This window comes from Diplocloster modestus, from assembly GCF_019042245.1.
GTDB classification, from domain to species: domain Bacteria; phylum Bacillota; class Clostridia; order Lachnospirales; family Lachnospiraceae; genus Diplocloster; species Diplocloster modestus.
This window is the reverse complement of the sequence record NZ_JAHQCX010000002.1, coordinates 36,911-59,681: the sequence shown is the minus strand read 5'-3', so window position 1 is coordinate 59,681 and position 22,771 is coordinate 36,911. Positions and strand designations below refer to the sequence as shown.

The following is a 22,771-nucleotide window of genomic DNA, read 5'->3' as shown; positions in this document are numbered from 1 at the left end:
TACTATTTATTATAGCTATGAGCACTTAGCGGCTGTTTTTTAGCCGCTTACGTGCGATGCATGAGAAATAGTCAGCGGGGTATTCTGGGGTGCCACTATTTTTTGTTTTAAAACCGTGACATGTGGAGGGTTTTGTATTATAATTGAGGAAATGTAATTCTTACACACAGCATAAGGAGGATAATCAAATGGCAGGAATTTTAAAACGATTCGGAGACATTATGTCTGCGAATATCAATGCGTTATTAGATAAAGCAGAGGATCCGGAGAAGATGATCGATCAGTATCTGCGGGAGGCAGAGAGCGATCTGGGCAAGGTGAAAGCGGAGACCGCCGCAGTGATGGCGGAGGAGAAGCGCGCCGGCAGAGAGCTGAATGAATGCAAAGCCGAAGCAGACAAGATGCACAACTACGCGGAAAAAGCCCTGATGGCCGGCAACGAGAATGACGCCAGGACTTTCCTGGCCAAGAAGGCAGCCCTGACAGAAAAACAGAACACGTTGGAGCTGAGTTACCGGATGGCGGCTGACAACGCGGCGAAGATGCGAAATATGCATGACAAGCTGGTCACTGACATCAATGATCTGAATGCAAGAAGAGACGCGATCAAGGCTAAAATGAAAGTGGCCAAAACGCAGCAGAAATTAAATGAACTGGGTGCCAGTGCCAATAAGGCTTCCGACACGTTATCCGCGTTCGGGAGGATGGAAGCGAAAGCGAACAGGATGCTGGACGAAGCCAATGCGATGGCAGAATTAAATGAGAGTTCCGCGGACAACGACATTGACGATCTTATGAGCAAATATGACAACCCTTCCTCATCAGACCCGGCGGTTGACGATGAGATGGCGGCACTGAAGGCAAAGCTTGGGTTATAAATAAAATCCGCAGCTAATGAGATGTATAGTTGTGAGACGCAGAGTACGGGAAGACCGGGAGTTTCATTACACACGAAAGGATGTCTGTACGGGACATCCTTTTCAAAATTCACTGGGAGGATGAACGGATGGGATTATTTAGCAATCAGTTATCAAATGTAGTAGAATGGGAAGAATACCGGGACGACGTCCTGTTTTGGAAATGGAAAAACGACGAGATCAAGAAGGGCAGTAAGCTCATTATCCGTCAGGGACAGGATGCCATTTTCATGTTCAATGGAAAAGTGGAGGGCGTATTCGAGGACGAGGGCAGCTTTGATGTGGAGACCCAGATCGTTCCGTTCCTGTCCACGCTGAAGGGCTTCCGTTTTGGATTCAACAGCGGTATGCGGGCCGAGGTTTTATTTATCAACACGAAAGAGATTACCGTAAAATGGGGCACGAAGAACGCGATCAATATCCCGGCTCCAGGATTGCCCGGTGGAATGCCGATCAGAGCTTTTGGCACTTTTAACTGCAAGGTGGCGGACGCGCTGGTGTTGATCGAGAAGATCGCCGGAGTGAAGGTTCTGTTTACGATTGACGAGGTCAAAGAACGGGTGACCTCCATGCTGGATCAGGTGCTGATGAAGTGGATCGTGCGGGAAGGCAAGGATATGTTCAATCTCCAGGCCAACGCGTTTGATATTTCAAGGGGGATATGTGAGGATCTGGATATGGAAATGCAGAAAATCGGGATCGGCATCACCGGGTTTGCTATTTCCAGCTTCTCTTATCCGGAGCAAGTCCAGAAAATGGCCGAGAAGGCTGCGTCCCAGAGTATGGTCGGCGATATGAACCGCTATACCCAGATGGGCATGGTGGATGCCATGGCGAATGGGAAAAGCGGAGGAAATCCGGCTTCCGATATGGTCGGGCTGCAGATGGGGATGATGATGGGGCAGCAGATGGTGAACCAGATGGGGCAGATGATGGGACAGAACGTTTCCGGACAGCAGGGCAATTCTGGCCAGCCAGGAAACAGCGCGGCTCCGAATTTCTGTCCGAACTGCGGAACGAAGACGAACGGCGCGAATTTCTGTCCGAATTGTGGGCAAAAGCTGATTTGATTTAATACATATGGAAATCGGTGGATTAAAAAAAATCCAATAGATTTTGGACATAGGATAATAAATGAAGCCATGGGTGGCATGATCACATGGGTGGGCTAACCATAAGAAAAAATGAAAACGACAGGCGGTACGATATGAGTATTTATGATACATTAAATGAGCAGCAAAGGGAAGCGGTATTCCATACGGAAGGGCCGCTTCTTATCCTGGCCGGAGCGGGTTCGGGGAAGACGAGGGTTCTAACCCATCGGATCGCATATCTGATCGAGGAACAGCACGTCAATCCCTGGAATATCCTGGCGATTACTTTTACCAATAAGGCTGCAGGCGAGATGAGGGAGCGGGTGGATAATCTGGTAGGATTCGGCGCGGACAGTGTCTGGGTGAGCACCTTCCATTCCCTGTGTGTGCGTATCCTGCGCCGTTATATAGACCGGATCGGATACGGTACCAGTTTTACCATCTATGATTCTGATGACCAGAAGAGTCTGATGAAGGAAGTATGCAGGAAGTTAAATATTGATACGAAGATTTACAAAGAACGTTCCCTGCTGGCCGCTATTTCGTCAGCGAAAAATGAGCTGATCAATCCGATGGAATTCGAGCTGAATGTGCTGGGTGATTTTGGAAAGAAGAAGATCGCGGAGGCTTATAAAGAATACCAGAGACAGCTTCAAAGCAACAATGCGCTGGATTTTGACGACCTGATTATGAAGACGGTAGAGTTGTTTCAGACTTGTCCGGATGTGCTGGACTACTATCATGAGCGGTTCCGGTATCTGATGGTGGATGAATATCAGGATACCAACGGGGCACAGTTCCAACTGATCCATCTGCTGGCCCGGAAGTATCACAATCTGTGTGTAGTCGGTGATGACGATCAGTCCATCTATAAATTCCGGGGCGCGAATATAGAAAATATTCTGAATTTTGAAAAAGCGTTCGCCGATACGAAGGTGATCAAGCTGGAGCAGAATTACCGCTCCACGCAGAATATATTAAACGCGGCCAATGAAGTGATCCGGAATAATGCGAGCCGAAAAGCGAAAACCCTATGGACAGAAAATGAGGAAGGCACGCCTATTCTCTTTCATCAGTTCCAGACCAGCTTCGAGGAAGCGGAGTTCGTGGTGGGTGATATCGCTTCCAAGGTGCGGGAGGGTGAAGGAGAGTACAGTGACTGTGCTGTGCTGTACCGGACGAACGCCCAGTCCCGTGTGTTTGAGGAGAAGCTGGTATTTGCCGGGATTCCCTATAAGCTGGTGGGCGGCGTGAACTTCTATGCCAGAAAGGAAATCAAGGATCTGCTGGCTTATCTGAAGACGATCGATAATGCGCTGGATGATCTGGCGGTGCGGCGGATTATCAATGTCCCGAAGCGTGGGATCGGCGCGACTACGCTGGGGCGTATCCAGGATTACGCGGATGAACATGAATTGAGTTTTTACGATGCGCTCAGGCAGGCGGAGGAGATTCCGGCGCTCAGCCGAAGCGCTTTGAAGGTGAAGCCGTTTGTATTATTTATTCAGACGCTTCGCAGTAAAGTGCCGTTTTTGTCCGTGGCGGAATTGTTGAAGGAGATTATCGATGAGACCGGTTATGTCCGGGATCTGGTAGCGGAGGATACGGAAGAGGCCCAGGGGCGGATCGAGAATATCGAGGAGCTGGTCAATAAGGTGGTTTCCTATGAGGAAAGTGCGGAGTCACCTACGCTCAGCGGATTTCTGGAGGAAGTGGCGCTGGTGGCGGATATTGACAGTCTGGAGGAAGGCAGCAATTATGTGGTGCTGATGACTTTACATAGCGCGAAGGGGCTTGAATTTCCCAATGTGTATCTGACCGGCATGGAGGAAGGGCTGTTCCCCAGTTATATGTCCCTTCATTCGGATGATCCGGAGAAGGAGATCGAGGAGGAGCGCAGGCTCTGCTATGTGGGAATGACCCGGGCTATGAAGACGCTGTATCTGACGTGTGCCAGGCAGAGAATGGTGCGGGGCGAGGTACAGTATAATCCGGTTTCCAGGTTTATTAAGGAAGTGCCGTCGTTACTGATGGAAACGGCCGGATATAAAGCGGATAAGGTCAAGGAGGCGCAGAAGAATGCGGCTTATGCCGCGGCGAAAACGGCGTTCAAATCTAAGGCATTCGAACCCCGGCAGTTCACGGTTAAAAAATCGGAGGGGCTGGATTATAGCATTGGTGATACGGTGCAGCATATCAAGTTTGGATGCGGGGTGGTGGCGGCTATCGTCGAGGGCGGCAAGGATTATGAGGTTACCGTGGACTTTGAAAGCGCGGGGCGGAAAAAGATGTTTGCTTCGTTTGCTAAATTAAAGAAGGTTTAATTGGGTATACTATTTCAGGACCTTAAGAACGGGTGTGTAACTGTTATTGCATGAAAAGGTATTCTATGCTGTTATCACGATATATATACTCAGTGATAGGGTTTGTGGTAAGGACATTTCTGTTCACAGGCTAGCTTGGATTAAGCAAAGGTTTACAGTAATGTTAAATAAAGGTATAAAACTATAGTAAAAACGGAAAACTCGTGGTATAATAAACCCGATGAGTAGATGGATATTGCCGTATAAGGATACCGGAAGGAAGCAGACTTTTCGGAAATTTTGTTTCCAAACGGATCTATTATGTTCCAAAAAGGAACAATAAAAAGGAAAGGACGTGTGTAGGCATGTGCGGAAAAAACAAAATGGAAGACTTATTAGCTACAACGAAATTAAACGAGCTGTTACACAAGAAGGAAGAAGATAAGAGCAAAAATACGGTGCTTTGGGTACTGGCGATTATCGGAGCGATAGCAGCAGTTGCGGCGATCGCATACGCAGTTTACCGTTTCTTCACTCCCGATTATCTGGAAGACTTTGAAGATGATTTCGATGATGACCTGGATGACGATTTCTTCGATGACGAAGATGACGAGCCGGCAGGGGAATAAAGTACAGAAGCGAGTTTGAAAGGCTGCCTTTAAAAGCAGCCTTTTTGTTTGTCGGAGATGAGAATGAGCGCGAGAGTTACATAGGATAGCAGCGAAATATAAAGTAGGGAAATATCGCAATTTAAAATGGAGAAATCTTTGAATTATAAAATAGAGAATCTATAAATTAAAAGGGTATGATAAAAGCACTGTTGGAGGTCTGAATGAAAAAGGGACAGATTTGTGAAGGCGTAGTAGAAAAAATAATGTTTCCGAATAAAGGGATTGTAATATCGGATGGGGAATGGGCTGTTGTGAAAAATGCGATTTCCGGTCAAACCGTTCGGTTCTCTGTGAATAAAATCAGAAAAGGGAAATGTGAGGGGAGGCTTCTGGAAGTGCTGAAGCGTTCCCCGATGGAGACAGATGCGGCATGCGGGCATTATGGGGTGTGCGGTGGATGTAATTATCAGACGCTTCCCTATGAGGAGCAGCTGAAGATAAAAGAGGGACAAGTGAAGGAACTTCTGGATGGGGTCTGCGAGGATTATGAGTTTGAGGGGATTTTAGGAAGCCCGAAGCAGTTCGGTTATCGGAATAAGATGGAGTTCTCATTTGGCGATGAGGTGAAGGATGGCCCGCTGGCACTGGGGATGCATAGAAGGGGGAGTTTCTATGATATCGTGACGGTGGATGGATGCCGGATTGTGGATGAGGATTTCCGGAAGATCTTAAGGTGGAGTCTGGAGGTGTTCCGGGAGGAAGGTACACAGTTTTATCATAAAATGAGTCACAGTGGATGCTTGCGGCATCTGCTGGTGAGAAAAGGGGTTAAAACCGGAGAGATTCTGATAGATCTGGTTACGGCTGCGGGGGATGTGGCTGGGATCGGGAAGTGGAAGGAAGGATTGCTGAAGATCGAACGGGGTGGGGAGCTGAAGGGCAGGATCGCCGGGATACTGCATACGGTGAATGAGAGTGTGGCGGATGTGATCCGGGATGATGGGACGCAAGTACTCTATGGTAAGGATTATTTTTATGAAGAGCTGCTGGGGATGAAGTTTAAGATATCACCGTTTTCGTTTTTCCAGACAAACTCGCTGGGGGCTGAGGTGCTGTATGAGAAAGCCAGAGAGTATGTTGGGGAGACGAAGGATAAAGTGATCTTTGATCTGTATAGCGGCACGGGGACGATCGCTCAGATGATGGCGCCGGTGGCGAAGAAGGTGATTGGCGTGGAGATCGTTGAGGAGGCTGTTGAGGCGGCTAAGGTGAATGCCAGGCTGAATGGGCTTGAGAATTGTGAATTTATTGCTGGGGATGTGCTGAAGGTCGTGGATGAGATCGCGGAGAGGCCGGATCTGATTGTGCTGGATCCGCCCAGAGAGGGGATTCATCCGAAGGCGTTGGAGAAGATTATTGATTTTGGGGTGGAGAGGCTGGTGTATATTTCTTGTAAGCCTAGTAGTTTAGTGAGGGATTTGGTGGTGCTGCAGGAGAGAGGATATCGGGTGGTGAAGGCTGGAGGGGTGGATATGTTTCCTGGGACGGTGCATGTTGAGACGGTTGTATTGCTGAAGTGGAAAGGGCAGTAAATCAAAGGGTTCCGGGGATTTCAGGTGGATATGTAGGTGTGCTTTTGTGGGTGATGGGTGTGAGATATGTTTCCGGTTACTGGGGTGGGGTAAAGGAAATGAACATTTTGGCAAAATAATAATTACTAATCAGATAGAGAATTTTATTATTGAATGTGGAGGGGAATTTTGGCGGACAATAAGTATAAGATACGATTAGGAACGTTGCAGGAGTTGTATGATATTGGGAAGAAGATTAGTCTTATTGATGGAAATGAAAGGGCAACAACTATAAGAGCAGCGCAAGCAGAGAAAGTAGTTGAAAAAGTGCTTCTTCACTGTGGTAGTATTTTAAAATTACTTAGTTTAGATAAAGGAAATTATGCAGACTTAGACATTGCATTAGTTGCATCAGCGGCTAGAAATATAATAGATTCTGCAAACATATATTTTTATGTTTCAGAGAGGGGAATTTCTGAGGAAGAAGTGAAATTTCGATACAATTTACAATTTCTTAATTATGATAAGAATATTAAAAACATATTTGGTAAATTAAATTTTTCGTTAACGAGTTTTAGAAGGCGTCTAATTGATGTTGAGAATATAAGAAATGAAATAAAAAGTAGCAATTTATATTTAAATGCAAATAATGATGAAAGAAGTTTAATGCTATCTGGCAAGCAGTTTATTAAAAAGCCTGAAATGAAAATTTTAGATAGTAGTATAGAATCTGGGATCTATAATTTATTATCAAATAGTATACATAGTTTTTATATAGGACTAAGCAATAACTCCTTAAACAAATCGGACATATTTTCGAGTTATATAGATTTTGTAATGTTGGCTATTATTGCTGTTGAAACATCTGTAATATACACTGCAAATATAATTTATGATTATATTTTATTAAGAAAGAGGTTGGGTAAAAAGATATCAGAAAACGAAAGAGCGATAATTAAATATTTGATGAAAGCGGACTATATGTATGAATATTTGGAACATCAGAAAGTCTTTTTTGATAGTGATAATTTATTTAATATACTTCCATAATTTACTGATAGTTTATTAAAGAAGTTCAAACATTTATAAGAGGGGGAAAGTGGTTTCTATATTATTTAAGATTAACAATATGAGAGGATGATAATATGGCGATTAATAAATTTGATATATATAGCTTTTGGAAAGACAAGGCTATTACTAATATATTTGAAGTTAAGAATTATGCTGATTGTAAAGAGAAAGAGGAAGCTTTTCCGGTAATAGAATTTTCAGATGATATCTGTTGCTGGGCCTGTGGTTTGCCATCATGGATAATTAGTGATGAGAAAATTAGTGAGCTTGATGACTTAGAAAAGGATTGGAATAATGAGAAATCTTTACAAAAAGCTCATATACTTGCAAAATCATTAGGCGGCCCTGAAACAGTTAATAACCTGTTTTTGTTATGTCCTACTTGTCATGCTGAGTCTCCAGATACAAGAGAAATTACTGATTTTTTTGCATGGGTTTATTATAAAAGAAAAAATGAAAATTATATAACAATAATGTATAAAGAACTTGAACGTGCGTGTAAAATGAAAAACATAGATATTCAAATAGTAATAGATTATTTTTCTAGTATTGATTATGATAAACAGATGAATTTAAGGCATCGTATTATTAAAAATTGTTCAGTACATGGTTCTTTTGTCTCAATATCATCAAAAATGATGGCTCTATTAAGTGTAATATTAAAGGATATATCGAAAGAAATAGGTAAGCATTAGTTGTACTTGATTTACGTAATGGGGTAAGCCGGATTTTGGATTTTGCGTGATATGGAACTGTATTTTTAAGGAAGTTGAGATGGATAAGCTATAGGTTGTAACGCTGTACAAGGGCATGCGGGCACAAGAAAGAACAAATAAGATGGGTATACAAACGAAAAGAGCTTACAAATAAAACGGATATATAAACCGAAAGAGATAATCAACAAAAAAGGAGAATGTAAGCGGATCGGTTTGCACCGGCTAGAGACTAAAAGTATGAAGATAATAACGACGACAAAATATAGAAAACTACACTTAATATTAAGATTCCTACACGGCTCGAAAGCCTATTTTGCAGTGGCTGTAGCCGCATCGCTGATATCAACCGTATTAAATGCACTGACACCGCAGATTTTCCGCTTCAGTATTGATGAAGTGTTAAGTGGTAACGAGGGAAGCTATTTGTCAGATAACCTCTGGATATTGGCAATGACGATTGTGACAGTAGCGGTAGCTTCCGGCATATTCACCTATGTCAGCCGTACCAATACAGCAATCGCAGGGGAGAATTTTGCTAAAAATCTAAGAGATACATTATTTACTCATGCACAAAAACTTCCGATGAAGTGGCATGACAGGAACCAGACCGGAGATATTATTCAGCGCTGTACTTCCGATGTGGAAGTGATCCGTGGCTTTGTAGTCACACAGCTTCTGGAGGTGTTCCGTACCGCATTCCTTGTGATCACATCTTTTGTCATGATGTTTTCCATGAATGTAAAACTATCTTGCGTCGTTCTGCTGTTTGTACCGATTGTAATCGTATATTCGACCGTATTCTATAAATTGATCGCAAAACGCTTCACTACTGCTGATGAAGCGGAGGGAGAACTATCCACGGTTGTGCAGGAGAATGCCACAGGGGTGCGTGTAGTGCGGGCGTTCGGCAGGGAGCAGTTTGAAATGGAGCGGTTTGACGAGAAGAATAATGCCTTCGCAAAGCTATGGATCCGCCTTGGAACGTTATCTGGAGTTTATTGGGGGATTGGGGACCTGATCACGGGATTGCAAGTGGTCGCGGTTATTATTTTCGGAGTGGTGGAGGCGGTAAACGGGTTTATATCCGTTGGTGAATTTATCGCATTTGCCGCTTACAATTCTACGCTTGTGTGGCCGATCCGAGGCCTTGGGCGTATCCTTTCGGATATGAGCAAAGCGGGCGTCTCTTTTGAGCGTGTGGATTACATCATTCGCTCTCAGGAAGAAGAGTATGGGAAAGAAAGTGTAAAAAATAATGAGGCATTTGACGCATCGACATATGAGGTACCTGCGTATGATATTTCCTTTCATCATGTATCCTTTGCATATGAGGAGGGAAAGGATGTACTCCAGGATATCTCATTCACGGTTCCCGAAGGCAGGACATTTGGAATTTTAGGCGGAACGGGAAGCGGAAAGTCTACGGTAATCCAGCTCCTCTCCAGGCTGTATGAGCTTAAGGATAACAAGGGCAGTATTTCTATTGGCGGAAGAGAAATCAAAGATATTCCGATTGAGGAGCTTAGGAGAAATATTGGTATGGTATTACAGGAGCCGTTTTTGTACTCCAGGACGATCAGGGAAAATATAGCGGCTTCCGTACCGGATGCATCGATGGATGAGATCCGGTATGCGGCACAGATTGCGTGTATTGACGAGGCCATTATGAGTTTTCCGGACGGCTATGAGACACTTGTGGGGGAACGGGGAGTTACTTTATCAGGAGGGCAGAAGCAGCGGATTGCCATTGCCAGAATGCTGCTTCAGAAAGCGCCGATTATGGTATTTGACGATTCTTTATCGGCAGTAGATTCCCAGACGGATTATAACATCCGCCGGGCACTGAAAGAAAATATGAAGGAGGCAACGGTTATCCTGATATCCCACAGAGTGACATCTTTGATGGGGGCAGATGAGATCATGGTGCTGCATCAGGGGAAAATAGAAGAATGCGGGACCCATGGGGAGCTGATACAAAGGAATGGAATCTACCGAAAAATTTATGAAATACAGATGAGCCGCGATGACAGAAAGAAGATGGAGGGATGACAGATGGCAGCATATGAAGAACAAGAATATAACAATCCTTTCAGCTTCCGGATCTGGATGAAATTGTCTCCGTTTTTTAAACCATATAAACGGTTTTTTGCTATTACACTGGGACTGAATATTCTGCTTGCGGGAGTGGATATCCTTGTGCCGCTGTTCCAAAGCTTTGCCATTGATCATTTCATTATACCGGATCGTATGGATGGGCTTGGAATATTTGCGCTGGTTTACATTTTGGTTATCGCAGCGCAGACGATCTGTGTGTATGTGTCTGTGCGTGCGGCGACGATCATAGAGATGAATGTGGGAAAAGATTTGAAGAGGGCACAGTTCCAGCATTTACAGACGTTATCATTTTCCTATTATAATACAACACCGGTGGGATATATACATGCCCGTGTGATGAGTGACACTCTGAGGATCGCGGGAATGATCGCATGGGGGCTTGTGGATATGTTCTGGGCTCTGATCTATGTTGTCAGCGTGTTTGGAATTATGTTTATTCTGAATGCGAGACTAGCGCTTATTATTATCATGATTGTTCCGTGTATCGCCCTGCTGACGGTGTATTTCCAGAATCGGATTCTAAAATGGAACAGGAAAGTAAGACGGATTAATTCCCAGATTACCAGCGCTTACAATGAGGGTATTACCGGAGTGAAGACGTCAAAGAGTATGGTTATAGAAAAGGACAATGAGAAACGCTTTGTTGAAAAGACATCGGATATGCGCCATGCATCAATTCGTTCAGCGAAGCTGAACGCGGTCTATATTCCGGCCATTTTATTTTTTAGTTCTGTGGCTTCGGCGGTGGTGCTGGCAAAGGGCGGTTATATGGTGCGTGATAATCTCATTAAACTTGGAACTTTATCTGTATTTATCTCTTATGCGGTTGTTATATTTGAACCGATCCAGCAGCTGGCCAGACTACTGGCAGATCTGATATCCTGTCAGGCGAATATTGAGCGGGTGGCGGATCTGCTGGAACAGGAGCCGAATGTAGTGGACCGGCCCGATGTGCTTTTGAAGTATGGAGATACCTTTGCGCCGAATCGGGACAATTGGGAAAAGATCCGGGGGGATATCGTGTTTGAGGATGTTTCCTTCATGTATCCGGACGGTAAGGAATATGTATTGGAACATTTTAACCTTCATGTGCCCTCCGGGATGAATGTGGCGATTGTCGGTGAGACGGGGGCCGGGAAGTCTACCCTTGTAAATTTGGTAGGCAGGTTCTTTGAACCGACGATGGGAAGAATATTGATCGATGGTGTGGATTATCGGGAACGGTCGCAGCTGTGGCTTCACAGCCAGATTGGTTATGTGCTGCAGAATCCGCATCTGTTTTCCGGAACTGTGTGGGAGAATATCAGATATGGCCGTTTGGAAGCGTCGGATGAGGAGATTATAGAGGCGGCGAAGAGTGTGTCCGCGGACAAGGTGGTTGGAAAAATGGAGAAGGGGTACGACAGCGATGTGGGCGAGAGCGGAGGCCTGCTGTCCACAGGTGAGAAACAGCTGATTTCATTTGCACGGGCCGTGTTGGCCAATCCTGCTATCTTTGTTCTGGATGAGGCGACATCCTCGATCGATACACAGACGGAAAAGCTGATCCAGGATGCCACGAATCATCTGTTGAAAGGACATACTTCTTTTGTGATTGCACACCGTTTGTCGACGATTCGCCAGGCAGATCTGATATTGGTTGTAAAGGATGGAAAAATCATTGAGCGGGGCACCCATCTGGAATTGTTGGATAAAAAGGGATATTATTATGATCTGTATTCCAGGCAGTTTGAAGAAGAGGCGGCTATGAAGGTGTATGCAGAAGAACAGGAGGTGTAGTGAGAGAAAGATGTTCAATCCAAAGATAACAATAGGCGATGAACTAACGAATAAAGAATTACGTGTATTATTCCAATGTGGAAATATGGGAGGTATGCGCCGGTCGAAGAAGACAGGTTCGCTGGTAATTGTATCTGATCATACAAAGGGGCTATATCGTGATGAATGGAAAAATGGTATTTTACATTATACGGGGATGGGGAAGTCCAGGAGCCGACTCCGATAGAAAAAGTCTGCCAGATAGCCGGATATGTGAAGAAAAAATTTAAATATGTATATACCGGAAACTGCTAAGGAGGTGTAATAAAATGGTACATTCAACCTGGTATCCGATGGACTATGATCCTCATATTACAATCGACACATGGTTTAATCTTCTGTCTGATGAAACCGTGTTTACAGCCAACAGCCTTCAGATCGTAAAACGCATCAAAGACTACGGCGGCATGGCCACATGCACACAGCTTTCTATAAAATATGGAGGAACCAGGAATTTTTATAATGCGGGATCCTCATCCCTGGCCAGGCGCGTGGCGAACCGGACCGGCTGTCCGGTCATGAAAACGGAGGATGACAATGTTAAATGGTGGCCGATCCTGTATCTGGGGAAAGAGGCCGACAAAGACACCGAAGGCGGTTTCATCTGGAAACTGCGCAACGAGCTGAAGGAAGCGCTGGAAAAATTTGATCTTTCTGGTGTCCCGTTATATGCGGACGATTCACCGGCTTTCTGGAAAATCAGCCACGGCCCCGATTTTATCTCTGCGGCCGAAGCGAAAATCTTTGAAGACAAGCAAGTGGTTGTCGTTCAGAAAGATACGAAAGCCAAGGCCATTTCAAAAATCAGCCAGGGCGAAAATTTTATGCTGTCCATGAAGAAGGGCGATTACTTCTATCTGTGCTGCGGTAACAGCATCCGCCTGCTGGGCCGGATCACAAGTGACGATGCGGTGTTGAATCCTGAGAAGAAAGAGGGCTGGTACCAACGGCCATATTCCGTTATTGCCAAATCAAAAGACCTTTCTCCATATAAAAACACGAAAAAGTGGTGGACGCCGAATGATAATTCCACCTGCATTAGGATAGGGAAACCAGAGGAGTCCCTGTTTGAAAAACTGATCCTGAAACCATACTTTGATATAACATTGGAGGCTTTCATGAGTAATCAGGCGGCTGTCCGCAGATACTGGTGGCTGAACGCAAATCCAAAAATCTGGAGTTTTTCAGCTATCGGCGTTGGGGAGACGCAGAGCTACACCCTTTATAATGATAATGGAAATAAGCGCCGCATTTTTCAGAATTTCCTGGACGCTCGGGCCGGTGATTATGTCATTGGCTACGAGTCTTATCCGGTAAAACAGGTAGTGGCGATTGCGAAAATTGTGAGGGAAAGTGACGGTGAAAATCTTTATTTTAAGAAAACAGAAGGGCTTCCAACACCCATCAGCTATGCCGCGCTCAAAAGCTGTGCCGAATTGGAGAGGATGGAATATTTCATAAACCCGCAGGGCAGCCTTTTTAAGCTGACCAAAGGGGAGTATGATTTTATCATGGACTTGATCCGTGAGGAGAATCCAATTACGGAGAGAGAGGAGGTCCAGCCCTATTCAAAAGAAAAGTTCCTTCAGGAAGTCTATATGAAAAGGGAACAGTTGGATACCCTTCTCTCCCTGCTGAAAAACAAACAGAATCTGATCCTGCAGGGAGCCCCAGGCGTAGGGAAAACCTACGCGGCCAGAAGGCTTGCCTATGTGATGATGCAGAAAAGAGACGACAGCCGTATTGAATTTATACAGTTCCATCAGAATTATTCCTATGAAGATTTCGTGATGGGGTACCGGCCCCGGGGAGATGGTTTCGAATTGCAGAACGGTATCTTCTGCCGCTTTTGCCAGAAGGCGGCGAATAAGCCTGATCAGCCGTTTTTCTTTATCATCGATGAGATAAATCGGGGAAATATGAGTAAAATATTCGGCGAACTTCTTATGTTAATTGAAAAAGATTATCGCGGCAAGAAAACTACGCTGGCCTATAACGGCATGCCATTCTCAGTTCCGGAGAATCTATTTATTATAGGAATGATGAACACCGCGGACCGCAGCCTGGCCATGATAGATTACGCGCTGCGCCGCCGATTCAGTTTCTTTGAAATGGAACCGGGGTTTCATTCCGAGGGGTTCCGGGCTTATCAGCAGACAATGGATAACAGTACATTCGATACTCTCATTGAGAGAATCAGTGAGCTCAATAAAGAGATCGCTGCGGACCGTTCACTGGGACGGGGATTCTGTATCGGTCACAGCTATTTTTGCGGGCAGACCAAGTGCAGCGATGGATGGATGATGGAAGTTGTTGAATATGACATCCTCCCGATGCTGAGTGAGTATTGGTTCGATGAACCCTCCAAGCTGCAGCATTGGTCAAACATACTGCGTGGTGTCTTCCATGACTGAAGATAAGGGAATACTCATCAAAAATATATATTACATGTTAACCTATGCGTTTCAGGTCTTGCGGCAGTCCAACTACGAGGAAGTGGCGTCGGAGGAATTTGAGAATATACAGGATCTGTTCGCAGCGATACTGGCCAAGGGGATGGCGCAGCAGTTGAAGCAGGGACTGTACCGGGAGTATAGCGGCAAATGCGAGGAGCTTACCACGCTGCGCGGAAAACTGGACCTTCAGGGAACGATTCGAAACAGATTACAGCGAAGGCAAAGACTTACCTGTGAATACGATGAGCTGACCGAAAATAATATCTATAATCAGATTTTGAAAACAACCGCTGTCTTTTTGTTACAGCAGCCTACCGTGAGTCCGGACCATAAAAAGGCTTTAAAAAAAGTCCTGCTGTATCTGTACGGCGTCGATACACTTCCTCCCTCCGGAATTCAGTGGAGCAGGATAAGTTTTCATAAAAATAATCTGAACTACCGGATGCTGTTAAATATCTGTTATTTTGTGCTTGCGGGACTTTTGTTAACCACGGACAAAGGTCGGTTCCGGATGGCGGCCTTTTTGGATGAACAGCGGATGTCGCGGTTGTATGAAAAATTTGTGCTGGAGTATTATCGGTATCACTATCCTAATCTCGGAGCCGCCGCTTCCCGGATATCCTGGAATGTGGATGAGGATGTGAGCGAATTCCTCCCTATCATGCAGACCGATATTACCCTGCGCCATCAGAAGAAAATACTGATCCTTGATACCAAGTATTATACACATACGATGCAGTACAGAAGTCAGTATGACAGCCGGAAGTTTCATTCGGAAAATCTGTATCAGATCTTCGCCTATGTAAAAAATCAGGATAGCAGCAACACCGGAAATGTGGCGGGTATGCTGCTTTATGCGAAAACACAGGAGACGATAACTCCGGATTGCGCCTTTACCATAGGGAGAAATAAAATCAGTGTAAAGACGCTGGATTTGAATACCCCCTTCTCAGGGATTGTCGAACAGTTGGATCAGATCGTAGAATCTTACTTTGGCATTCCAGTATACACAGAGAGAAAATGAGCGCGAAGGAATGTGGAAGCCTGTGGAGATAGGACTGGCTCTGAACAGGGAAGATTTGCAGTGCTCTATATGGCCTGGCTCCCTTATGAGGATCCGATTGCGGGACAAAGCGAAGAGTTGGTGTTAAAATATAATCCGAACTGGACCGGATGCGGGGAAAAACGCCATTACATTGATATTCCGAATGTTTATCAGACTTATTTTGAAATGGAACAAAGAGACATCTTTGATGTAGCCGTGCCATTTACGCGTGATTCCTGGAATGGAAGAATGAAAGCCTGCCGGGGAATCGGAGCGTCATTGTCTGAACAGGAGGTAACTGCCTTTGAACAGGAACATCAACAGCGGCTGGCAGATATTGCACCGGAAAAGTTTCAGATATTGCATTACGTAGCAGTCACGGTATTGAGAAAGAAAAGTAATTGAGTACGAAAGAGAAGCATATGAGTATGAAAGTAATTAGGTGAAATTCCAAGTAATGAAATGTGGATAGAAAGGAATATGACGCACTGTTGTCATGTTTGATATGATAAAATTAATATCATGATAAATAGGAGGTCGGTATATGGAATGGAGCAATTTGTATGACATGAATCATCAGCCGGACTTGGAGCAAATCGACGCATTCGTCCACAGTGACTGTTGGAACCGTTTAAGGAAATATCTGGAAGACACCTACCAGGTGTCGCCAAAGATCGAATACAGCCGCTGCTCCGGAAAGCCCGGTTGGAATGTAAAATATAGAAAGAGCAGCAGGGCCTTGTGTACCTTATACCCGGATGATGGTTTCTTTACCTGCATGGTCTCGATCGGAAGAAAGGAAGCGTCAGAGACAGAACTGCTGCTGAATACCTGTACCGCTTATGTGCAGAACTTATATGCCAGAGCTGATGTGTTCAATGGCGGCAGATGGCTGATGATCGATGTGACCGATGAACAGATTCTGATGGATGTAAAAGAACTGATTCAGACCCGAGTGAAAGTTAGAAAAAAGAGTACGTAGATCATAGGTAACAGAAGGCATAGGAACGGAGAAAGGCAGGGAAGCATTGGATGAGTGAGTTAAGAAAAATCCCCGGTGTGGGAAAAGAGACGGAAAAAGATCTGTTGATGCTGGGTTATACTACGGTAGCGTCGCTTAAAAATGCGGATCCGGAAGAAATGTACGAACGCGAATGCCTGATGAAGGGCTGTAAGATAGACCGGTGTCAGCTCTACGTATACCGCTGTGCTGTTTATTATGCATCAGAGAAGAACCCTGAGCCTGAAAAGCTGAAATGGTGGAACTGGAAAGATAATAATGAAAATACATGACACAAAAAGTGCAGGGCTAACATGAGTTCTGTACTTTTTGATCCTTTATTGAATGCGTATTCTAAGTTTGATGAACAGTTATTTGGATTCAAAAGTCAAACATTTAATACTTATCCTGTTTTTGCTTTTACCCGCCGCATGTCATTCTCCAAGGTGGTGACCCTTAAGAGCATAATCTCATTTTCTTTGCCAAACGTCAAAGCGTCGTCCAGTTTTCGGCTTAAATCAAGATGCCCTTCTGCGATAATACTGATTTTTTTGTTTACATCATTCTCTAAAGTTAATTGAACTTCCGTTAATTTTTGACCAATATGATTGATTTGGTTATCAACCTTATCAAATCTCAGATCCATCCCATTAAGGCGCTGATCCATCTTATCGAACTTATGATCTACCACTGTAAAGCGTTGATCGATTTTATCGAATTTGCAATCCATCTCAGTAAAGCGCTGATCGATTTTATCGAATTTGCAATCCATCTCATCAAGGCGCTGATCTACCTTATCGATTTTATGATCCATTGCTGTAAAGCGCTGATCGATTTTATCGAATTTGCAATCCATCTCATCAAGGCGCTGATCGATCTTATCGAATCTATGATCTATCGCTATAAAGCGCTGATCGATCTTATCGAACTTACAATCCATCACGTTAAGGCGTAGATCCAACTGTCCAATTTTATCAAGAATCAACCTTGTTTCTTCTGTCATTTTCTCACCTCCTTTTAAGATTTATAATAGTATTGTTACTACAGCCGCACCAATATAATCTCATCACGGATATTCCTGTACTTATCCATATTATCATACCAAATCAGACAAAACAATTATGCAAAATGCTTAAAATCCCTCCACTCCTCTGACAGCCAACACTCAGTTTTTTCGGGAAACCCTGATCATATCTATTGACAAACCCATAAAAACCAATTAATATATTTTTATATATAAAACGTTTTAAAATGGAGGTTGCCGCTTTATGAGATGTACCATAAAAGATGTGGCAAAATTAGCCAACACATCCACTGCCACCGTATCCTTGGTCCTGAACGACAGGCCGGGTGTCAATGAGAATACAAAAAAAAGAGTTCTGGATGCCGTTTCGAAACTGAATTACCGTCCCAACCAGATCGCCCGCAGCCTGATTAATCAGAAAGCCAATGCCATAGGACTGATCGTCTCTGACATCCTTAATCCCTTCTACGGCGAACTGGCCTATAATATGCAAAAGGAGATGGACCGGCGGGGCATGAATCTGACCCTGGGAATTTCCAATAACAAAGTAGCCAACGAAAAGCGGATCGTAGACTCCATGATCAAACGGGGGGTTGACGGCATTATCCTGGTGCCGGCCCGGGACGGGGAAGGGGATCTGCGCCACCTGTACGAACTACAGGAATTGAAGATTCCGTTCGTTTTCATTACCAGCCGCTACCAGGGTATCAAAGCCGATACGGTGATGACGGATCTGGAGCGGGCGACCTATGAGCTGACCGATTATCTCATCCAAAGCGGCGAGCGCAATATAATCTTTGTGGTGGAAAACCGGTCGCTTCTACATGTGGAACGCCGGGTGTCGGGCTTTTGCAGCGCGTTCCGCGACCATGGCCTGAATCTTTCGGAGGACTGCATTATTGAGATTGATCCTGATATCGAGAATGGTGTTCTCGTTACCCGAAATAAAATTCTGCAGAAAAATCCCGATGCGATCATCGCCATCAACGCATTTACCGCTATGGGAATTATGAAGGAGCTGCGGGATAATGGAATTTCGATCCCGGAACAGATTGCCGTATCCTGTTTCGATGACCTGGAATATGCCTCGATCCTGTACACCCCTCTGACTGTAGTGAAGCAGCCCATTGAGGAAATGTGCCAGGAAGCGGTAACACTTTTGGAAAGACGTGTACAAGGCGACACGGAAGAGGTCTTACAAAAACTGCTGCCGGGGGAGTTGATTACCCGGGATTCTACAAAATAATCTAAAACGTGTTAGAAAGGAAAGGATGAAGAACATGAAAAAAATCATGTTCTTTTTTTGCGTATAGATCTTAAAAAATGCAGATTCATAATTCAAAATATACAAAAATATGAATTGAATTATATGCAATATGACAAAATATAACGATAATGTTGACAATGTAAAACAGGTGTGGTAGGTTAAATACATAATCTAAAACGTTTTAGAAAAAGAAAAAGGAGAACAAATATGATGAAAAAATGTTTATGCCTGGTTTTAAGTTTGGTTATGGTTCTTTTGGCTGCTGCGGGATGCGGTAAGACAGACAGCTCAGCCCAGAACGATGGAAATGGCGGTAAAAAGATTGCTTATACCACGATGACGCTGGAATCCCCTTATTTTGTGGAAGTCTCCGAAGGCATAAAGGAAAAATGCCAGGAACTGGGATGGGAATGTACGGTACAGGATCCTAAGATGGATGTAGCTTCCCAACTGGCCGCTATTGAGACATACATAGACCAGAAATATGACGGTATTATTATCTCAGCGGTGGACGCGGCCGCACTGCCGGACATTATCAAAGAAGCGACCGATGCCGGCATCAAGGTGATCGGCTCCTCCACTGACATCGAGAACATCCAGGCCTTTGTTTCCGCCGGAGAATATGAGATGGGATACGCGCTTGGCAAAGCGATCGGGGAGTGGAGTGAAGCTAATCTCTCCGGAGACTTAAAGGGTGTAACCTTTGGAACCATCAATGACCAGAATGTCATGATCCGTGAACAGGGAATGCGGGAAGGCGCAGAGGAAGCATACAGTAAAGGGAGCATTACCTTTATCAATGAAGCGGGAACCCTCGGAGGGGTTACGGCGGAAGAAGGAATGGCTAATATGGAAGGCATTATGCAATCCAACCCGGATATCAACCTGATCATGGGTTCCAACGACGATTCCATCCTGGGGGCTTATGAGGCTGCCAAATCCGCAGGTATGGATCTGGACAATATGGCATTTGGAGGAGTCAACGCCGTTGAACAAGCATTAAATACCATCAAAGAAGAAAAAGATGCCGGTGAAGGCGCATACCGGGTAACCGTAGATATCACTCCCCGTCTTCATGGTGTAACCGATGTGGAGATCATGCAGCAGCTGTTTGACGGAAAAGAGTTTCCGGATCAGGTTCTCATCGAAGCCAAAGCCGTGACGGTTGACAATATTGATGAGTATTTTAAATAAATAGAGAAGAAGATTCTACAGGAAGTGGGAGAAAACTATGGCGGATTGTATGCTGAAAATGGAACATATTACCCAGAAATTTCCCGGGGTGCTGGCGCTTGACGATGTGGGATTCGAACTGGAACGCGGTGAAATCCATGCCCTGGTCGGCGAGAACGGCGCAGGCAAATCTACATTAATGAAAGTGCTGACAGGAGTAAACAGACCAAACTCGGGGAAAATCCGGTTTGATGGGCAGGAGTATGACCACTTTGATATCGAGCAGTCGAAAAAGCTGGGGATCAATATGATCTATCAGGAACTGAACCTGATACCGAAGCTTAAGGTTTATGAAAATATTTTTCTGGGGAAAGAGATCATAAGCAAAGGGAAAACAGATAAACAGGAAATGTGCCGTCGGGCAGAGAACATGATCCGGTCCCTGGGAATCGAGATGGATGTCCGGGAAAAGGTAGAAAACTTAACGATGGCCTACCGGCAGATGGTGGAGATCGCCAGAGCTCTGCTGGATACTCCGAAGATCCTGATTATGGATGAGCCGACAGCGCCTCTGACCAGTGAAGAAGTAAAGATCCTGTTCCGGACCATCCGGGTTCTGAAGGAACAGCAGGTCTCCATCATATACATCTCCCACCGAATGGAAGAAATCTTCGAGGTCTGTGACCGCTGTACAGTATTCCGGGACGGGCGGTTTATCCGGACTATGCGGGTACAGGCTACGAATGTGGATGAACTGATTAAGCTGATGGTCGGACGCAGCATTGACAACCAGTATCCGCCCCGTGTAACCCCGGATCCACAAGCTGCTGAGCTGCTGAAGGTCAGCGGCATCACAACCGACAAGATAAGCGATGTCTCATTCGTCGTCCGATCGGGAGAGATCCTTGGGCTGGGGGGCCTGGTCGGCGCAGGCAGGACGGAGACCCTGCGGGCGATCTTCGGTTGTGATCCCTGCAGAGGAGAGATACAGAAAAACGGAAAGAAGATTACGGTGCGGTCCCCGAAGGATGCGATCAGTCATGGAATTGTGCTGGTAACGGAGGACCGGAAAGGGCAGGGCCTGCTGATGAATCTGTCAGTCAGCGACAATATGATACTGCCGATACTTTCCCAGTACTGTAAAGGGCTGTTCCTGAGAAGAAAAAATATCGGTAAGCAGGTGGACGAAAATATTGAACGGCTGAAAATCAAGACGCCATCCTCCGGTCAGTTGGTTGCGTACTTAAGCGGGGGCAATCAGCAGAAGGTGATTATATCCAGATGGCTGCTGGCGCAGGCGGATATCATTTTGTTTGACGAACCTACCCGGGGAATCGATGTAGGTGCCAAGTATGAAATCTATTCGCTTATGAACGAACTTAAAACCCTGGGAAAATCCATTATTATGGTCTCTTCTGATATGCCGGAACTTATGGGAATGTCGGACCGCATCCTCGTAATGTCTGAAGGCAGGATCACCGGAAAGCTGGAAAATCCGGATGAATTTGACCAGGAGATTATTCTGAAAAGAGCGTCGGGCGTGGCTGTATGAGCCGGAAAGAACGAAAAAGAGGCGAACGAGAAGTTCACCCATCCCTGAACGAAGGGCGCAATAAATGCGCCACTGGAGGAAAGCATGAAGAAGACAAGAGCAGCTATTTATAAAGAATATGCAACCGTAATTTTTCTGGTTATAACCGTAATTTTCTTTTCAATATTTGCAACTGGATTTCTCTCGATGAGCAATGTCATGAATGTACTAAGACAAGTATCCATCATCGGAATATGTTCAGTGGGAATGATGCTGGTTATTTTAACAGGTGGGATCGACTTGTCTGTCGGTTCCGTGATTGGAGTGACCGGGACCCTGGTGGCCTACCTGATGGTGAAAATGGACATGAATATGTACGCAGCCGTAGCAGTAGGCCTGCTGGCGGCGGTACTCATCGGCGCGATCAATGGATTATGTGTTACCAAGCTGTCGATCCCGCCGTTAATCACCACACTGGCGACCATGACCGGAGGCAGAGGGATCTGCTATATTATCACAGGCGGTATTTCTATTTATGGATTCCCGAAATCCTTCTCCCTGCTGGGACAGGGGTATCTGTGGATCATCCCGATACCGGTGCTGTGTATGCTGGCAGTTCTGCTGCTGGGCTGGTGCCTGCTAACCAAACGGCCTTACGGTACTTACCTTTACAGTATCGGCGGAAACGCGGAGGCAGCCAGGCTGTGTGGAATTAATGTGAATAAGACTCTGATCCTGACCTATATATTAAATGGGATCTTTGCCGGTTTTGCGGGCATTGTCCTGTTATCCCGGATCAATACCGGACCGGCCGCGCTGGGCGACGGGTATGAGATGGATGTTATCACCTCTGTAGTCCTGGGCGGAGTCAGCGTCAGCGGAGGAGAAGGTAAGCTAAAGGGAGTGGTCTGCGGTGTGCTGATTATGGGTATCCTGTCTAACGGCCTGCTGATCATGGGAATCAGCGAGTATTATCAGATGGTGGTAAAATGCTGCGTGCTGCTGCTGGCTGTGGGCTTCGATAAAAACGTCGGGAAATTAAAACACAGGGCATGAAGG

The 22,771-nt window shown here is 45.2% G+C and carries 19 protein-coding genes; 18 read left to right on the top strand and 1 reads right to left on the bottom strand.

Annotated elements, in window-relative coordinates; translation table 11 throughout:
* Positions 1-188 precede the first annotated feature (188 nt).
* The 14 genes from KTH90_RS03095 to KTH90_RS03030 all read left to right on the top strand — a co-directional run bounded on the left by KTH90_RS03095 (position 189) and on the right by KTH90_RS03030 (position 17,010).
* On the top strand, positions 189-878 hold the full coding sequence (locus tag KTH90_RS03095) for a PspA/IM30 family protein (RefSeq protein WP_158355510.1): 690 nt from the start codon (positions 189-191) through the stop codon (positions 876-878).
* A gap of 128 nt (positions 879-1,006) precedes the next feature.
* A complete protein-coding gene (locus KTH90_RS03090; protein ID WP_158355509.1) occupies positions 1,007-1,987 on the top strand; it encodes an SPFH domain-containing protein in 981 nt (326 codons plus the stop codon).
* 137 nt (positions 1,988-2,124) lie between these two features.
* Complete coding sequence (gene pcrA / locus KTH90_RS03085; RefSeq protein ID WP_238726229.1) at positions 2,125-4,335, top strand: DNA helicase PcrA; 2,211 nt, start codon at positions 2,125-2,127, stop codon at positions 4,333-4,335.
* A gap of 362 nt (positions 4,336-4,697) precedes the next feature.
* Positions 4,698-4,943: a hypothetical protein gene (locus KTH90_RS03080; protein WP_330655818.1), complete on the top strand. Its 246-nt coding sequence runs from the start codon at positions 4,698-4,700 to the stop codon at positions 4,941-4,943.
* A gap of 203 nt (positions 4,944-5,146) precedes the next feature.
* Positions 5,147-6,517 carry a 23S rRNA (uracil(1939)-C(5))-methyltransferase RlmD gene (rlmD, locus tag KTH90_RS03075; protein ID WP_158355507.1) on the top strand — a complete coding sequence of 457 codons (1,371 nt, stop codon included), beginning with the start codon at positions 5,147-5,149 and terminating at the stop codon, positions 6,515-6,517.
* A 168-nt stretch (positions 6,518-6,685) separates the two neighbouring features.
* Positions 6,686-7,546 carry a hypothetical protein gene (locus tag KTH90_RS03070; protein ID WP_158355506.1) on the top strand — a complete coding sequence of 287 codons (861 nt, stop codon included), beginning with the start codon at positions 6,686-6,688 and terminating at the stop codon, positions 7,544-7,546.
* Between the two features lie 95 nt (positions 7,547-7,641).
* Positions 7,642-8,262, top strand: coding sequence for an HNH endonuclease (locus KTH90_RS03065; protein WP_158355505.1), 621 nt, complete (start codon positions 7,642-7,644; stop codon positions 8,260-8,262).
* 258 nt (positions 8,263-8,520) lie between these two features.
* Positions 8,521-10,332: an ABC transporter ATP-binding protein gene (locus KTH90_RS03060; RefSeq protein WP_158355504.1), complete on the top strand. Its 1,812-nt coding sequence runs from the start codon at positions 8,521-8,523 to the stop codon at positions 10,330-10,332.
* Between the two features lie 3 nt (positions 10,333-10,335).
* Positions 10,336-12,177 (top strand): ABC transporter ATP-binding protein, encoded by a 1,842-nt coding sequence (locus KTH90_RS03055; RefSeq protein WP_158355503.1) that lies wholly within the window; start codon positions 10,336-10,338, stop codon positions 12,175-12,177.
* Positions 12,178-12,485: 308 nt separating this feature from the next.
* Positions 12,486-14,630, top strand: coding sequence for an AAA family ATPase (locus KTH90_RS03050; RefSeq protein ID WP_158355502.1), 2,145 nt, complete (start codon positions 12,486-12,488; stop codon positions 14,628-14,630).
* Positions 14,623-15,696, top strand: a complete 1,074-nt coding sequence (mcrC, locus tag KTH90_RS03045; protein WP_158355501.1) for a 5-methylcytosine-specific restriction endonuclease system specificity protein McrC — start codon at positions 14,623-14,625, stop codon at positions 15,694-15,696. Before KTH90_RS03050 ends, mcrC begins: the two co-directional genes overlap by 8 nt.
* Before the next feature lie 60 nt (positions 15,697-15,756).
* A complete protein-coding gene (locus KTH90_RS03040) occupies positions 15,757-16,122 on the top strand; it encodes a hypothetical protein (protein ID WP_158355500.1) in 366 nt (121 codons plus the stop codon).
* A gap of 139 nt (positions 16,123-16,261) precedes the next feature.
* Complete coding sequence (locus KTH90_RS03035) at positions 16,262-16,699, top strand: DUF3788 domain-containing protein (protein WP_158355499.1); 438 nt, start codon at positions 16,262-16,264, stop codon at positions 16,697-16,699.
* 50 nt (positions 16,700-16,749) lie between these two features.
* The gene (locus KTH90_RS03030) at positions 16,750-17,010 is read left to right on the top strand and encodes a helix-hairpin-helix domain-containing protein (protein ID WP_158355498.1); all 261 of its coding nucleotides are present in this window, start codon (positions 16,750-16,752) and stop codon (positions 17,008-17,010) included.
* Positions 17,011-17,120: 110 nt separating this feature from the next.
* On the opposite strand, the gene KTH90_RS03025 is transcribed toward KTH90_RS03030, so the two are convergent.
* A complete protein-coding gene (locus KTH90_RS03025) occupies positions 17,121-17,720 on the bottom strand; it encodes a hypothetical protein (protein ID WP_158355497.1) in 600 nt (199 codons plus the stop codon).
* 265 nt (positions 17,721-17,985) lie between these two features.
* Here KTH90_RS03025 and KTH90_RS03020 point away from each other — a divergent pair, with 265 nt between their 5' ends.
* The 4 genes from KTH90_RS03020 (at position 17,986) to KTH90_RS03005 (ending at position 22,768) form a co-directional block, all read left to right on the top strand.
* Positions 17,986-18,987 carry a LacI family DNA-binding transcriptional regulator gene (locus KTH90_RS03020; protein ID WP_158355496.1) on the top strand — a complete coding sequence of 334 codons (1,002 nt, stop codon included), beginning with the start codon at positions 17,986-17,988 and terminating at the stop codon, positions 18,985-18,987.
* Between the two features lie 228 nt (positions 18,988-19,215).
* Positions 19,216-20,202, top strand: coding sequence for a sugar ABC transporter substrate-binding protein (locus tag KTH90_RS03015; protein ID WP_158355495.1), 987 nt, complete (start codon positions 19,216-19,218; stop codon positions 20,200-20,202).
* A gap of 37 nt (positions 20,203-20,239) precedes the next feature.
* On the top strand, positions 20,240-21,733 hold the full coding sequence (locus tag KTH90_RS03010) for a sugar ABC transporter ATP-binding protein (protein WP_158355494.1): 1,494 nt from the start codon (positions 20,240-20,242) through the stop codon (positions 21,731-21,733).
* 84 nt (positions 21,734-21,817) lie between these two features.
* Positions 21,818-22,768, top strand: a complete 951-nt coding sequence (locus tag KTH90_RS03005; RefSeq protein WP_158355493.1) for an ABC transporter permease — start codon at positions 21,818-21,820, stop codon at positions 22,766-22,768.
* Positions 22,769-22,771 lie beyond the last annotated feature (3 nt).

Bases quoted from the DNA above. Each gene is read 5' to 3' on its own strand.
- rlmD (WP_158355507.1), top strand. From the start codon at position 5,147: ATGAAAAAGGGACAGATTTGTGAAGGCGTAGTAGAAAAAATAATGTTT.
- KTH90_RS03080 (WP_330655818.1), top strand. From the start codon at position 4,698: ATGGAAGACTTATTAGCTACAACGAAATTAAACGAGCTGTTACACAAG.
- KTH90_RS03060 (WP_158355504.1), top strand. From the start codon at position 8,521: ATGAAGATAATAACGACGACAAAATATAGAAAACTACACTTAATATTA.
- KTH90_RS03050 (WP_158355502.1), top strand. From the start codon at position 12,486: ATGGTACATTCAACCTGGTATCCGATGGACTATGATCCTCATATTACA.
- KTH90_RS03015 (WP_158355495.1), top strand. From the start codon at position 19,216: ATGATGAAAAAATGTTTATGCCTGGTTTTAAGTTTGGTTATGGTTCTT.
- KTH90_RS03090 (WP_158355509.1), top strand. From the start codon at position 1,007: ATGGGATTATTTAGCAATCAGTTATCAAATGTAGTAGAATGGGAAGAA.
- pcrA (WP_238726229.1), top strand. From the start codon at position 2,125: ATGAGTATTTATGATACATTAAATGAGCAGCAAAGGGAAGCGGTATTC.
- KTH90_RS03030 (WP_158355498.1), top strand. From the start codon at position 16,750: ATGAGTGAGTTAAGAAAAATCCCCGGTGTGGGAAAAGAGACGGAAAAA.
- KTH90_RS03020 (WP_158355496.1), top strand. From the start codon at position 17,986: ATGAGATGTACCATAAAAGATGTGGCAAAATTAGCCAACACATCCACT.
- KTH90_RS03010 (WP_158355494.1), top strand. From the start codon at position 20,240: ATGGCGGATTGTATGCTGAAAATGGAACATATTACCCAGAAATTTCCC.
- KTH90_RS03065 (WP_158355505.1), top strand. From the start codon at position 7,642: ATGGCGATTAATAAATTTGATATATATAGCTTTTGGAAAGACAAGGCT.
- KTH90_RS03035 (WP_158355499.1), top strand. From the start codon at position 16,262: ATGGAATGGAGCAATTTGTATGACATGAATCATCAGCCGGACTTGGAG.
- KTH90_RS03095 (WP_158355510.1), top strand. From the start codon at position 189: ATGGCAGGAATTTTAAAACGATTCGGAGACATTATGTCTGCGAATATC.
- KTH90_RS03055 (WP_158355503.1), top strand. From the start codon at position 10,336: ATGGCAGCATATGAAGAACAAGAATATAACAATCCTTTCAGCTTCCGG.
- KTH90_RS03005 (WP_158355493.1), top strand. From the start codon at position 21,818: ATGAAGAAGACAAGAGCAGCTATTTATAAAGAATATGCAACCGTAATT.
- mcrC (WP_158355501.1), top strand. From the start codon at position 14,623: ATGACTGAAGATAAGGGAATACTCATCAAAAATATATATTACATGTTA.
- KTH90_RS03025 (WP_158355497.1), bottom strand. From the start codon at position 17,720: ATGACAGAAGAAACAAGGTTGATTCTTGATAAAATTGGACAGTTGGAT.